Raw genomic sequence first — 13,075 nt, 5'->3', positions numbered from 1 at the left:
CGAACAACACAAATTGTACGTACTTCATTAGAACTATACAATTCTATGTCTAATAGGGTCGCAAAATTTTCGTCTCTTGATGTTAATCTATATCTAAAATATGGACACGAACGCATCTAATTATTCCGCGTCATGCTTTAAAGGAAAGTATAAGATACTGTTAAATTAACACAATTTATCCCGCCAAGAAAGACTTGGCGGGTTTGCTGTATCGTCACTGATTTGATTTTAACAGGTCATGCAGCCGTTTTCGTTCCTTGTCATTCACGAGGTAATAGTAAATGTTATTAATCCGTGTTCCCGTCCCCTGCACCTCGGTTGTATCTATGGTATTAAACGCAGGTAGATAGTTCTTGTACATATACTTCATCTCGTCGAATGTAATGTTCGTCTTCACATTTCGGCCAAGAGCCTTTAATAGACTTGGTATCCGGTCGATACTGCCCCATTGCATCGCAGTATGCATTAGCCTAAGTAATACTTGACGTTGCCGATCATTTCGTCCCATATCACCGCGGGGATCTTCATAACGCATCCTAGTATAGATCAGCGCATGCTCCCCGTCCAGTTTCATCGTCCCTTTATCGAATCGTACCCCTCCCTCATTAAAAGCAAACGGGTTCTCGACCTCCACACCACCTACCAAATCGACGAGCTGCACGAAGCCCTCCATGTTAATTTTAACGACATAATCTATCGGCATATCGAGGAACTTCTCTACGGTCGCAAGCGCCATCTCAACGCCTCCAAAGGCATAAGCATGATTCATCTTATCCACTGAATGATGCCCTACAATTTCGGTTCTTGTATCACGAGGGAGATTGAACATCAGCATTGATGGCTTATTCGGATTTACAGAAACCACAATAATGGTGTCGGACCGTCCTCGGTCATGTTCACGCTCATCCACGCCCATGACGAGTACGTTGAAGGGCTCGAGCTTCTCCACCGCTATAGGTTCTGTCTTTGGCTTCACGGTCGTATCTTGGCTCACATATACCGGCTTATTGGCTTTCACAGGGATGTACATTTGCTCCGCCGTCTCTTTGACCGAGCTGTAGACATAATAGGCAACGCCGCCTGCGCCACACAGCAGCAGAAAGACGGTTATCGAGACAATCCATACCCAACGTTTCATTGTAATAAGACCCCTTCATCCATCAGCTCCAATTCGCCCCACCAGACCTTAAGCTGCTCCTCCACTTCATTGAAACCGCCTATTCCCACTTGGACTTCAGCCCATTTCATTTCGGTCACCGCACGAATGCAATGTGGTTTACCGGCCATAATTTGCAAGACATCACCCGCACGCACTTGTCGGCTTTCCCCGTTATGTATGAACTCACCATCGCCATCCGTAACAACCCACACTTTGGATCGCATCGAGTGATTCGCATAAGCCAGTTGATAGCGCGGCTCGAGCACATACTTGCTCGTCATCACGATATGTCCTGAGGGCTCCTGTCTACAGTCCAAAATCCAATACCGTCCACCATCAAAATCATATTCAGCAGTTAAGCGATTCATGCTTTCCATCCTGCACCGTCCCAGTCCCATTCTTCGAATGCCTCTGAAATACTTCAAGCAGATACTACCAATACAATCACTTGTGCCAAAACAACCATCATACCTGTGACCTTAAGCAGCATATATCCTTCTCGCAATACGGTGATTGCGATGAGCGCCATCATTCCCCATCCCGCTGCCGAACGCACCGATTTGGAGTGGACTCTACCTTTCTTGCGCTGAACGATGCGGAATAATCCGTAACTGATGATACTAAGAATCAGAATCCCTAATAGAATTGGATCTATGACATCCTCTACTACCGATCCGGATTGCCAGACCTTGCTGTACAACCATTCGAAGTTCAACATGACTAGATCCTCCTCTACTCTCTCATCTATGAATTTTTGTATATTAAATTTATGATACAATATGTATCCTTGTCAATCACAAATCTACCAAAAAGATACATTTTGTTTTGTGTCATTTTTCCCCTTAAAAACCTTGCTATTGCTGCATTTCTCGACATCTGTCCGATCAACAAATTGAGACAGATAGTGCTGATCTTCGTCCATGAATCAATAAAAAAAGCCTCCTTACGGAGGCCTAACAATTACTGCTCGTCACGATATAAACGAATCAATTCCACTTCTCTATCAGAGGTTAATCCTGCCTTAAGCAGCTTCCCCTCCTGCAATCGTTGCTGATCCCAATTCCATAAATCTGTAATCGTCGCTTCCAGAGGTCTATAGGTGAGTCCAGCTTCCAACGCGCGTGTTATATCCACTGAACCTGCACCGCGCCAAGGCTCTCCTCCCTCTTCTAGCGGAAAGTTATGCGGTATCCATAACGGCAAATCTCGCCATGGCTGAACCCCATGATAGAGTAAAAATTGCTCCTTCGTCCATACCCATTCCGCATCGCTGTTCGTGACGCCTCGGCACGTATTCAGGAATTGCTCCATCGATAACGGTCTCGCAGGACCTGTCGCGTTATAAATCCCGGTAATCTGTTGTTCTACGCCATGCAGAATCCAACAAGCAAGATCACGCCCATCAATGAATTGAATCTGCTGCTCCGGAAATTCTGGCGCAAGCACAGCCCCACCTTCACCTACACGTCTTACCCAATAAGTCAATCGATCTGATTCATCATGAGGTCCGACAATCAAGCCAGGACGAACATGAAAGACTTGATCCGGCATGATACGCTCCGCTTCCATCTCGCACATTCGTTTCAAGTGACCATAGTGCTCGCCTGGTAATGTAACCGAAGGATCACTTAGCAGCTCTTGTAACTTCTCCTCCGATAGCGTTGGCGTTGTATACGACTCATCAATGCCGACAGGAACCCAATCCTGATACACAGAAATACTGGAGATGAACGTATAGTGTTTGATATTGCCCTTGAGCATATCCAATAGCCCTGTAACATCACCCGGGAGATAGGCGCATGTATCCACAACCGCGTCCCAAGATCGATTGCGCAGCAGTGATAGATCCTGTTGTCGATCTCCAATCAGCTGTTCTACAGGCTGTCCTTCAAAAATTCCATTATGTTGCCCTCGATTAAATACCGTTACCTGATAGCCTTTACACAGCGCCTCTTCGACGACAAATCTGCCAAGAAATCGTGATCCACCGATGACAAGAATGTTCATTTACTGTCCCTCCCTTAATATGGTGATATGGTCATAGACTTCTATCATTCTGATTATACGAAGAAGACCTCACTTCACACAAATAAAAAGTGCCGACTCCTAATCATGATTAGGAAGTCAGCACGCGAGAAGTGTCGATGGTATATTTCTTTTCAATATAAGCGATAAAATACCCAGCAAGCTCCGGATCAAACTGACTGCCTGTACACCGTCTGATCTCATTCAATGCTTCCTCATACGATTTCGTTGCTTGATAAGGCCGCTCTGTCGTCATCGCATCAAAGGAATCGATGATACAGAGCACTCGAGCAAGCCGTGGGATCTCATTTTCTTTTAAGCCATGCGGGTAACCCTTGCCGTCATAACGTTCGTGATGCAACTCAATAAGTGGAATAAGCTCCTTATATTTGCCCGTCGCTAGCACAATTTCTTTGCCCCATAGAACATGCTTCTTGACCATTTCCCATTCATCCGGTGTCAGCTTCGTCTTCTTATTCAGCACATCTCGTGGAATTTCTAATTTGCCGATATCATGAATCAACGCGCCTAAAATCAGTGTTCGACGATCTTCTTCATTCAGCTGCAAGACTTCCGCCATATCCACCGCATAGGAGTAGACACGTTTCGAGTGTTTGTAGGTGTAGATGTCTTTGGATAGGAAGATCTTGACCTGCTGTTCGAGCTCGTGGATATCATGCTCCAGACGCTGAGGCGGCTCGTCCTGTTCTCCATAGATTGACACCATATTTTTTCCCTTTGATTTAGCCATATATAATGCACGATCAGCCCCATCGACCAACTGTGATTTATCGTAAGTCTCCTTATTAATCTCAAGCAATCCTGCTGAGAATGAGATACAGCCATGCGGGAAGACGTCTACCCCATCATAAGGAGTGTGATTCACAAGCTTCCTCAAGCCATTAATAAATACCCTTGCTTGTTCAAGTGTATAACCTGGCATAATGATAGAGAATTCTTCCCCGCCATACCGCGCAGCAACAAATTGATGGGGCTCACACTCCGATTTAACAAGGTTTCCAAAGAAGCTAAGCAGCTTGTCTCCTTCAGGATGCCCATAAGCATCATTATACTTCTTGAAATCATCCAAATCGAGCATGGCTAATGAGAATGTCTTCTCTTGCGATCGATTCAGCTTAATATATTCATCCAGCTTCTCTTCGAAGTAGCTATGGTTATAAAGTCCTGTTCGCTGGTCTATGTTTGCTTTTTGGTTGACTTGGTTATAGATTTGAAATAGCTTCTTAAATGAAAAAGATAATAATAGTGAAATCGTTAGTATTAAGAACAATCCAAATAGCTGGTTACTGTCAAATAACATCAACAAAACAAGTGATAGTAACATCGTGCTGAGATATGAAAATAATGAATCTTTGAAAAATCCACGTGCTATCTCCAAAACGCTTATCTTATTAACAGAAACAAAGTAACCACTCATAACAATAATATTAATAATTGAATAAACAGATAACGCCGCTAAATATGCAAATAAATGACTTAAATTAAATTTCCCCGTTTGACCACCGAATAAATGAAAAACAGTCTCTGCACCAAGTAACATCATCGTATATGCGCTAAAATTCAAAAAATGCATCCATACTTTTGTCTTCTTTTCCAAAAACGCCAAAATGATAGCACTTATGAATAATATTACAAGTGTATAACCACCACCGTATACAAAAAGAACAGCCATTAAGACTGCGGAATCCATTGATTCAGAGTTTCCTTCAGGAGGTACTCGGAACAAAAAATATTGAAGGAACAATACAGCTGCAACGAATGCGTAGAGCATAACCCACTCTGAAGAAGAATAAGTGAACAAAGAATAATCAAAATTATAAACAAGAAGCACAGAACCAATGAGGGATATCATCAACCCATAAATAAAGCCGGGTTGTCTAAGTAGAAGTGATAATTTATGAAGCAAGAATCTCCCTCCTTCTCTTCGTCTTAAACAAGAAGAAACGACTTTTACATCCAATTAAGATGGTAAGCGTTTCTTCGAATTATAAAGAACAATTTAACACTGAAGCTTATGAATACTTAAAAAAATATAAGGAAGCAGGCAATCCTGCCTCCTTATTTACTAACCAATAATTCTATAACCTGATGTAAGTGCAACAACAACTGAAGCAACGATCACTGCATTTAGAAGCATACGTGCAATATTTACGTCTTTGAACATTTTCATCGTATGTATCCCCTTTCAATTAGTCTAATATGACATAGTTATTATGTTTCAACTAAGGAAGTACGAATCTTCTGTTCCAGCATAATCTTCTGGAGATAGAGGAACATTCCAAAATTCATAATCACATCGCCTACACTAATTGCCTGGTTCCTTGGATATGGGGAGGATAGTGGAATAATATCACCAAGAAAAGGAAGTCTTGTCGAATTATCCAATAAGAAATGCTTCGTCACTGCAGTATCACTCTTAAGCATTTCGAGATAGATTGGGTCAAGCACAGAAGCCGCCTCCAATGACACTGGCATCCGTCCACCGTTAATCGCCATAACAAGAAAGTTCAAAGCCACCCCAGTAAAAATATATCCAAAGCCATGCGCTAACCGATTAAGCCACAATAGATAGAGTCCTGCAATATAGACAACAATGAAAAAGTACCCGCTGTAATCGGCGATAAACTGAATTTTCCCTTGAAATAAGAAAATAGCAAATTGGAGGAGTAGTAGAATCGGAAAGATTAGGCCACCTTTAATTCGAACATTCGAAAGCGCGATGAGACCATTACGAAAACCTGCTCGTATAAATCCAACAATTAAACCAATTAAGATCCCATCGAAAACCATCCTATTATTCCCCTTTATATTACTAAAAATGACAATAATATTACCATCATTTACCGACATTATAAGACTTCCAGCCTTTAACGTCAATATTTCCCTAATATACCGTACCTTACTAGATACCAAAAAAACTCCCCACAAGTTCATAAAAAAATGTGAGGAGTTCTTGCTAACCCAAGCCTAGTTCTTATTAAGTCAATCGAACTAAACTATAATTCTTCTTCCCTTTACGGATAATGATGAATCGGCCATCGAAAGAGTTCTCTACGGTTACTTCCATCTCAAGATTCGTAACGCGTTCGCCATTCATGGAAATCGCACCTTTGGTAATATCCTCACGCGCCTGGCGCTTGGAAGGCTCGATACCTAGGTCAACCAGCCATTCTACGATATTCTTCGATTCTTTGGTCGCGTGGAACGTCGGCATTTCTTTGAAGCCTTGCTCGATCTCGTCGGCGGTCAATGATTTGATATCTCCACTGAACAATGCTGCGGTGATTTTCTTCGCTTGCTCCAGCATTTCCTCACCGTGCACGAACTTTGTCATTTCTTCAGCCAACGTCTTCTGCGCTTCACGTTTATGCGGTTCTGTCTGAACCTTCTCCACTAATGTATCAATCGCTTCTTTATCCAGGAAAGTAAAGAATTTCAGGTACTTAATGACATCGCGATCATCCGTGTTCGCCCAGAATTGGTAGAACTCGAATGGGGTTGTTTTGTTCGGATCAAGCCATACCGCACCACCAGCCGTTTTACCAAATTTCGTACCGTCGGATTTCAGCATAAGTGGAATCGTTAAGCCATAAGCTTTTGCTTCCGATCCTTCTTTCTTACGAATCAAATCCAAGCCACTCGTGATGTTCCCCCATTGATCAGAACCGCCAATTTGCAGTTGAACATTCTCTTCCTTGAACAAATGAAGGAAGTCGAGGGATTGAAGAATCTGATACGAAAACTCCGTAAAAGAAATTCCGCTCTCAAGACGGCTTGCTACAACATCCTTTGCGAGCATCGCATTGATACTGAAATTCTTCCCATAATCGCGCAAGAAGTCGATGACATTGATTTTATGTGTCCAATCATAGTTATTCACCATTCGAAGCTGGTTGCTGCCATCCGTATCGAACAGCTTCTTCATCTGTGCAGTTAACGCTTCAACGTTCGCTTGTACTTGCTCCATCGTCTGTAGAGAGCGCTCCGATTGGCGGCCACTTGGATCCCCAATCGTTCCTGTTGCTCCACCAATTAGAATGACAGGACGGTGTCCAGCGAGCTGAAAGCGTCTTAACATCATGAATGGAATTAAGTGTCCAATATGCATACTGTCGCCTGTCGGGTCAACGCCGCAGTACAAGGATATTGATTTCTCATTCGTCAATTGACGCAATCCTTCTGCATCCGTCTGTTGGTTAATGGCGTCGCGCCATTCGAGTTCGTCGATAATGTTCATCGTCATGTTCTCCATCTCCTTTTTATTGTTAAAATTTCTCCGAATAAACAACAAAAAATCGTCCCCTGTCTATTCTAGACATCGGGACGATTGAATAACCGTGTTACCACCCAAATTGCATTCACAGCGCGTACGTCGCCATAAATACCACTCTCAGCGATATTATCGATCGCTACTCCGCTTAGGGACACCTAAGATACTCCAGAGTGTAATTCGCAGGATTTGTGTGTACTGGGTCTCATCAACCCCCAGCTTTCTGAGAACAGGGACAAGCTGCTACTTCGCTCTTTCAACGTATAAGACATATAAGATTACAGACATTATAGAGAATTCAGATTGCAATGTCAACAACACGCCCATTCTCCTCCATCCTAGCCGTAATGTCCTGTTCACACTGCATTCATATTGGCATGATAGGATCCATGTACGAAGAAACAACAACTCACAATAAGAGGTGAACCTACATGCTAGCAGCTGCAATTATTTTCATTAATTGTGCCCTTATATTCTACACCATCGGTGTCTGGGGCGAAAAACGTTCCGGTACACTTCAAACCAAACATCTGATTTATTTCCTACTCGGTCTCGTCTGCGATACCACAGGTACAACCCTCATGAGCACGCTCGCTTCGAATGGCGGGAATGTTGTTCATGCGTTAACCGGCGGTGCTGCCCTCATCCTGATGCTAATTCACGCGGTCTGGGCTGCACTCGTCAAATGGAGAGGATCCGCGAATGCTCAGCACACCTTCCATCGCTTTAGCTTGATCGTCTGGATCCTATGGTTGATTCCTTATCTTATCGGCGTTAGTATGAGCATGCTATAACGGCTAAACTGGCTCAGCCGAGACGTTTCCTTGGATTTGTATCATTTTTTCGTGACACAAATGTGATTTTCATTTAAAAAAAGGACCCTTACGGGTCCTTTTTTGTTGATATATCAAGGTTTTTGGCCTGATTATTACATCATGCCGCCCATACCGCCCATGCCGCCCATATCAGGCATAGCTGGTTTGTTTGGTTCTGGCTTGTCAGCGATAACCGCTTCTGTAGTCAAGAACATAGCTGCAACAGATGCTGCGTTTTGCAATGCGGAACGCGTTACTTTCGCTGGGTCAACGATACCTGTTTCGATCATGTTCACCCATTCGCCAGTTGCTGCGTTGTAGCCGATGCCTACCGCTTCTTTTTTCAGACGCTCAACGATTACAGATCCTTCTTGACCTGCGTTCGCTGCGATTGTACGAACTGGCTCTTCAAGAGCACGCAAGATGATGTTCACACCTGTCTGCTCGTCGCCTTTCGCTTGAACTGCTGCTACAGCATTGTAGATGCTTACAAGTGCTGTACCACCACCTGCAACGATACCTTCTTCAACCGCTGCACGTGTTGCGTTCAATGCGTCTTCAATACGCAATTTGCGCTCTTTCAATTCTGTTTCTGTAGCTGCACCAACTTTGATTACCGCTACACCGCCAGCCAATTTAGCCAGACGCTCTTGCAATTTCTCTTTATCGAATTCGGAAGTTGTCTCTTCCAATTGCGCACGGATTTGGTTCACGCGTGCTTCGATATCTTCTTTTGCACCGTTGCCATCAACGATGATTGTATTATCTTTCGTTACGCGGATTTGACGCGCAGTACCCAATTGTCCAACTGTAGTCGATTTCAGATCAAGACCCAATTCTTCTGTGATCACTTGACCGCCAGTCAATGCAGCGATGTCAGCAAGCATTGCTTTGCGGCGATCGCCGAAGCCTGGAGCTTTAACGGATACGCAAGTGAATGTACCGCGAAGTTTGTTCATGATCAGTGTCGCTTGTGCTTCACCTTCAACATCTTCAGCGATAATTAGAAGCTGCTTACCTGCTTGAACCACTTTCTCAAGCACTGGCAAGATTTCTTGGATGTTCGAGATCTTCTTATCTGTGATCAAGATATAAGGGTTGTCTAGGACAGCTTCCATCTTGTCTGTATCGGTAATCATGTACGGGGAAGTGTATCCACGGTCGAATTGCATACCTTCAACCACTTCAAGTTCTGTTAAGAAGCCTTTGGATTCTTCAACCGTGATCACGCCGTCTTTGCCGACTTTCTCCATTGCTTCTGCGATCAATTCACCAACTTCATCGTCAGCAGCCGAGATTGCAGCAACTTGTGCGATCGATTGTTTACCTTCGATTGGTTTTGCAATTTTTTGCAATTCTTCAACCGCTGCACGAACCGCTTTGTCAATCCCTTTGCGGATGACCATTGGGTTAGCACCTGCAGTTACGTTCTTCAAACCTTCGCGAATCATCGCTTGAGCAAGAACGGTAGCTGTTGTTGTACCGTCACCGGCAACATCATTTGTTTTTGTAGCTACTTCTTTAACAAGTTGTGCACCCATGTTCTCGAATGCATCTTCAAGTTCGATTTCTTTCGCAATCGTAACACCGTCATTCGTGATGAGCGGGCTTCCGAATTTTTTCTCAAGAACAACGTTACGACCTTTAGGTCCAAGCGTCACTTTTACTGCGTTTGCTAATGTATCTACACCACGAAGCATCGCACGGCGTGCGTCTTCACTGAATTTAATTTCCTTTGCCATCGTGAAAAACCTCCCTAAATAATTGTTATTATGGATTCACTGATTGGATCAATTAGCCGATAATCGCGTGGATATCGCTTTCTTTCATAATCAAGTATTCTTTACCTTCGAATTTCACTTCAGTGCCAGCGTATTTCGAGAAGATTACGCGGTCGCCTTCTTTCACTTCAAGCGGAATACGAACGCCATCTTTCACCGCGCCGATTCCTACCGCAATAACTTTACCCTCTTGTGGTTTGTCTTTCGCGGAGTCTGGCAATACGATACCGAATGCTGTTGTCTCTTCTTTCTCTACTGCTTCAACTAATACGCGTTCACCTAAAGGTCTGATCATGAAAAATAGCCTCCTTTAAATATGTTTTTTAAGCATTAACCATTATGTGTAATGTATTAGCACTCGTTCACCATTAGTGCTAATAACAATTTTTATGATACCTATTTTGGAAGAACATTTCAAGTCCTTTTCTCTAAATTTACATGAACTTTTCAACATTCTTCCGCTTCGGCACACCTACCCATTCTATCCAATGTCAACCAAATTATGCCAATCGATACTCGCAAGAAAAATAAATACACGTACCAAGACACGTGCCCAAGCCGATAGTCATCCGCCCCCATACGTTAAAGATAAGATTGCTAAAATAACGATAAGGAGTGAACTTCATGGCATTTATGCCTCCACGACGCCCACCAGGCGGACGCTCTTTCTTTCCCTTCGGAGGACCGCCTGGACTGCCGCCGGTTACACCTGGACCCTCCGGAGCCCAAGCTCCAACCTCACCGCCACCACAATTCATACCGGCTATGCCCCAAGCGCAAGCAGGTGTCTTCGCTGTAGATCCAGGAGCCATTAGCCGTTGTCTGTTCCGAAATACGTATGTATGGCTGAACAACGGCCAGCAATTCTGGTTCTTCCCTGTATTCGTCGGACGCGACTCCGTAGCCGGGTTCCGCTGGAATGGCTTCTTCTGGATGTATTTCGGCATAGACTTGAGACAGATCGCATCTTTCACATGCTTCTAAAATATGAAAACTTACGATCCTAACCAAAAAGACGCCTATCGGTTCATCCGATAAGCGTCTTCTATTGTTCCTACGATTCGTATTCGAACTCTTCTTCCCAGGCTTGTTCTCGCGCAAGCTGCTTCCGATAGACAAGCGAAGACAACCATACACTGAATTCGTACAAAAGGATCAATGGTACAGCAACGAGCGAGTCTGAGATCAAATCCGGCGGTGTAATTAGTACACCGATGAAGATCAATACAAAATAGGCTAACTTTCGCATTTTACGCAATCTCTTCGGATTCACGATTCGAATCTTGGTCAAGAACATAATGATAATCGGCAATTCGAACAAGAGCGAGATCGGAATGAGAATATTGAATAAGAATGAAAAGTATTGTGTAACCCCATAGGTCTCCACGAGTCCCATATGCTTCGTCATTTCCGTCGTAAACGAGAATGCGAGTGGAAATACAACATAATAGGAGAAAGCAAGGCCAGCTAGAAATAATAGCAGAACAAACGGAATGTATTGCACGGCACCCTTGCGTTCAACATCGCGTAACCCCGGGCGTACGAACAACCAGACCTGGTAGACCGTGAACGGCAGGCCTACGATTAAACCAATCACAAAAGCAAATTTCATATAGATACCGATTGCATCCCACATCGAAAAAGCATGAAAATTCATGTCTTTTACCGGCGCAATGGCAATTAGATAATTATAGATTGGGTCTGTAACGACAAACCCGAGAATCATCCCAAGAACCAATACAATCAGAATATAGAAGATCCGTCTGCGCAGCTCGCCGATATGCTCCCATATCGTCATGTCGTCTGCTTCGATATGCTGCTCCGTCATACAACCACCACGCTAATATTAATCAGGTAAACGTTTATCATTCGCGTGCTTCTGATCCAGTACAGGCTGCGATGTGCTGTCCGAACTGCGAATTTCTTGCTTCGCGGGTTTGCGATCATCATACTCATCGTCTGAGATAATATCACGCGCTCCCTCTTTGAACTCACGCAATGTCCGACCAAATGCGCGACCTAATTGAGGCAGCTTATTCGGGCCGAACAATAACAATGCGACGATAATCAGCAAAATAAAGCCTGTAACACCTATGCCTCCCACCTTGCATATCCCCCTTCGTTCACTTCATCAGCGAAAATAATATCGATTCTGTTCTAGCCCATTAATACCATGGAACCTGGCAGCATTGGCGTCCCATAGCGGATAATTTCTGCGCCTGCTTGCCGAATTGCTCCAGGAGTCCGATCATCGGGATCTACAGACGTCCCGCCTGTAAGCAGTATCATATCACACATTTGTTCCTTCAATTAGGAAATTTTCGTGACAATTATCACCATTTCGTCCGGTACAAATCGATACGATCTACGGTAGGCTTCGGAAAAGAAGCGAAGAAGAAATACTTCGATTATTCATCTTGGTGTTCCTTGTAACGGCCTGTGATGATGTCGAGTGCGTGCGGAAGCTGGTCCATGACCGCATTGAGATTCTCGTGCACGCCTTTCGGGCTCCCCGGTAAGTTCAGAATTAATGTCTTTCCACGAATCCCGCATACTCCGCGCGATAACATTGCCCGTCTTGTCTTCACCATGGATGCTGCGCGCATGGCCTCCGCCATCCCCGGTACCTCACGGTCAACCACCTTCAACGTTGCTTCCGGTGTGACATCACGCTCGGCTAGGCCTGTCCCGCCTGTCGTCAAGATCAAATGAGTCTGGAAATAATCGGCCATCTCGATCAGTCCCGCCATAATCTCATCCTTCTCATCCGGTACAATGCGATACTCGACAATTTCACCGCCAAGCTCCTCTTCGATCATCTCGCGAATGACTTGCGCACTCGTATCCTCGCGTTCGCCTCTTGAGCCCTTATCGCTAGCGGTTAGGATTCCTACTCTCCAGATCATTTCGCACTCCTCCCTCGAATGTCGAACTTCAATATATAGTTTTTCCATGTAGTACTTCTATCGTATATAAAAGAAAAATTCATGTATTATATCAATCA

At 44.1% G+C, this 13,075-nt stretch carries 14 protein-coding genes, 1 pseudogene and 1 other annotated feature; of the genes and pseudogenes, 2 read left to right on the top strand and 13 right to left on the bottom strand.

Annotated elements, in window-relative coordinates; all coding sequences use genetic code 11:
• Window positions 1-214: 214 nt before the first annotated feature.
• The 7 genes from ACFQZR_RS27020 to tyrS form a co-directional block, all read right to left on the bottom strand.
• Window positions 215-1,138: an LCP family glycopolymer transferase gene (locus ACFQZR_RS27020; RefSeq protein ID WP_379351442.1), complete on the bottom strand. Its 924-nt coding sequence runs from the start codon at window positions 1,136-1,138 to the stop codon at window positions 215-217.
• A complete protein-coding gene (locus ACFQZR_RS27015) occupies window positions 1,135-1,527 on the bottom strand; it encodes a cupin domain-containing protein (RefSeq protein WP_379351441.1) in 393 nt (130 codons plus the stop codon). Before ACFQZR_RS27015 ends, ACFQZR_RS27020 begins: the two co-directional genes overlap by 4 nt.
• Before the next feature lie 53 nt (window positions 1,528-1,580).
• The gene (locus tag ACFQZR_RS27010; RefSeq protein WP_379351440.1) at window positions 1,581-1,877 is read right to left on the bottom strand and encodes a hypothetical protein; all 297 of its coding nucleotides are present in this window, start codon (window positions 1,875-1,877) and stop codon (window positions 1,581-1,583) included.
• 242 nt (window positions 1,878-2,119) lie between these two features.
• Window positions 2,120-3,166 (bottom strand): NAD-dependent epimerase/dehydratase family protein, encoded by a 1,047-nt coding sequence (locus ACFQZR_RS27005; protein WP_379351439.1) that lies wholly within the window; start codon window positions 3,164-3,166, stop codon window positions 2,120-2,122.
• Between the two features lie 109 nt (window positions 3,167-3,275).
• On the bottom strand, window positions 3,276-4,748 hold the full coding sequence (locus tag ACFQZR_RS27000) for a bifunctional diguanylate cyclase/phosphohydrolase (protein ID WP_379351438.1): 1,473 nt from the start codon (window positions 4,746-4,748) through the stop codon (window positions 3,276-3,278).
• Window positions 4,749-5,416: 668 nt separating this feature from the next.
• Complete coding sequence (locus ACFQZR_RS26995; protein WP_379351437.1) at window positions 5,417-5,995, bottom strand: DUF5317 domain-containing protein; 579 nt, start codon at window positions 5,993-5,995, stop codon at window positions 5,417-5,419.
• Between the two features lie 187 nt (window positions 5,996-6,182).
• On the bottom strand, window positions 6,183-7,442 hold the full coding sequence (gene tyrS / locus ACFQZR_RS26990; protein ID WP_379351472.1) for a tyrosine--tRNA ligase: 1,260 nt from the start codon (window positions 7,440-7,442) through the stop codon (window positions 6,183-6,185).
• Window positions 7,443-7,521: 79 nt separating this feature from the next.
• Window positions 7,522-7,744, bottom strand: a binding site (T-box leader).
• A gap of 162 nt (window positions 7,745-7,906) precedes the next feature.
• On the opposite strand from tyrS, the gene ACFQZR_RS26985 reads away from it, so the two are divergent.
• Window positions 7,907-8,269, top strand: coding sequence for an HsmA family protein (locus ACFQZR_RS26985; RefSeq protein WP_379351436.1), 363 nt, complete (start codon window positions 7,907-7,909; stop codon window positions 8,267-8,269).
• Between the two features lie 134 nt (window positions 8,270-8,403).
• Here ACFQZR_RS26985 and groL read toward each other — a convergent pair whose 3' ends face one another.
• Together groL and groES are read right to left on the bottom strand one after the other, a co-directional pair.
• Entirely contained in the window at window positions 8,404-10,032 is a 1,629-nt protein-coding gene (gene groL, locus ACFQZR_RS26980) for a chaperonin GroEL (protein ID WP_379351435.1), read from the bottom strand.
• A 52-nt stretch (window positions 10,033-10,084) separates the two neighbouring features.
• Window positions 10,085-10,366: a co-chaperone GroES gene (gene groES, locus ACFQZR_RS26975; RefSeq protein ID WP_018757602.1), complete on the bottom strand. Its 282-nt coding sequence runs from the start codon at window positions 10,364-10,366 to the stop codon at window positions 10,085-10,087.
• A 329-nt stretch (window positions 10,367-10,695) separates the two neighbouring features.
• On the opposite strand from groES, the gene ACFQZR_RS26970 reads away from it, so the two are divergent.
• The gene (locus ACFQZR_RS26970) at window positions 10,696-11,055 is read left to right on the top strand and encodes a transporter (protein WP_379351434.1); all 360 of its coding nucleotides are present in this window, start codon (window positions 10,696-10,698) and stop codon (window positions 11,053-11,055) included.
• A gap of 70 nt (window positions 11,056-11,125) precedes the next feature.
• Here the strand turns inward: ACFQZR_RS26970 and tatC are convergent, their stop codons facing one another.
• The 4 genes and pseudogenes from tatC to ACFQZR_RS26950 form a co-directional block, all read right to left on the bottom strand.
• The gene (tatC, locus tag ACFQZR_RS26965; protein ID WP_379351433.1) at window positions 11,126-11,899 is read right to left on the bottom strand and encodes a twin-arginine translocase subunit TatC; all 774 of its coding nucleotides are present in this window, start codon (window positions 11,897-11,899) and stop codon (window positions 11,126-11,128) included.
• Between the two features lie 18 nt (window positions 11,900-11,917).
• On the bottom strand, window positions 11,918-12,175 hold the full coding sequence (locus tag ACFQZR_RS26960) for a twin-arginine translocase TatA/TatE family subunit (RefSeq protein WP_379351432.1): 258 nt from the start codon (window positions 12,173-12,175) through the stop codon (window positions 11,918-11,920).
• A 56-nt stretch (window positions 12,176-12,231) separates the two neighbouring features.
• Window positions 12,232-12,429: pseudogene (locus ACFQZR_RS26955) on the bottom strand (molybdopterin-binding protein); the annotation flags it as partial.
• Between the two features lie 50 nt (window positions 12,430-12,479).
• A complete protein-coding gene (locus ACFQZR_RS26950; protein ID WP_018757598.1) occupies window positions 12,480-12,977 on the bottom strand; it encodes a MogA/MoaB family molybdenum cofactor biosynthesis protein in 498 nt (165 codons plus the stop codon).
• Between the last annotated feature and the right edge of the window lie 98 nt (window positions 12,978-13,075).

The organism is Paenibacillus sp. GCM10027629, from assembly GCF_042676425.1.
Taxonomy (GTDB): Bacteria; Bacillota; Bacilli; order Paenibacillales; family Paenibacillaceae; genus Paenibacillus_K; species Paenibacillus_K terrigena.
Note: the sequence above shows the minus strand (reverse complement) of the source record. Positions and strands in the feature narration are given on the sequence as shown.

Coding starts and splice junctions, on each gene's coding strand:
- groL (WP_379351435.1), bottom strand. CDS start 10,032: ATGGCAAAGGAAATTAAATTCAGTGAAGACGCACGCCGTGCGATGCTT.
- ACFQZR_RS26995 (WP_379351437.1), bottom strand. CDS start 5,995: ATGGTTTTCGATGGGATCTTAATTGGTTTAATTGTTGGATTTATACGA.
- ACFQZR_RS26985 (WP_379351436.1), top strand. CDS start 7,907: ATGCTAGCAGCTGCAATTATTTTCATTAATTGTGCCCTTATATTCTAC.
- ACFQZR_RS26970 (WP_379351434.1), top strand. CDS start 10,696: ATGGCATTTATGCCTCCACGACGCCCACCAGGCGGACGCTCTTTCTTT.
- ACFQZR_RS27015 (WP_379351441.1), bottom strand. CDS start 1,527: ATGAATCGCTTAACTGCTGAATATGATTTTGATGGTGGACGGTATTGG.
- ACFQZR_RS27005 (WP_379351439.1), bottom strand. CDS start 3,166: ATGAACATTCTTGTCATCGGTGGATCACGATTTCTTGGCAGATTTGTC.
- ACFQZR_RS27010 (WP_379351440.1), bottom strand. CDS start 1,877: ATGTTGAACTTCGAATGGTTGTACAGCAAGGTCTGGCAATCCGGATCG.
- groES (WP_018757602.1), bottom strand. CDS start 10,366: ATGATCAGACCTTTAGGTGAACGCGTATTAGTTGAAGCAGTAGAGAAA.
- ACFQZR_RS27000 (WP_379351438.1), bottom strand. CDS start 4,748: ATGATGTTACTTGGTGCAGAGACTGTTTTTCATTTATTCGGTGGTCAA.
- tyrS (WP_379351472.1), bottom strand. CDS start 7,442: ATGAACATTATCGACGAACTCGAATGGCGCGACGCCATTAACCAACAG.
- ACFQZR_RS27020 (WP_379351442.1), bottom strand. CDS start 1,138: ATGAAACGTTGGGTATGGATTGTCTCGATAACCGTCTTTCTGCTGCTG.
- tatC (WP_379351433.1), bottom strand. CDS start 11,899: ATGACGGAGCAGCATATCGAAGCAGACGACATGACGATATGGGAGCAT.
- ACFQZR_RS26950 (WP_018757598.1), bottom strand. CDS start 12,977: ATGATCTGGAGAGTAGGAATCCTAACCGCTAGCGATAAGGGCTCAAGA.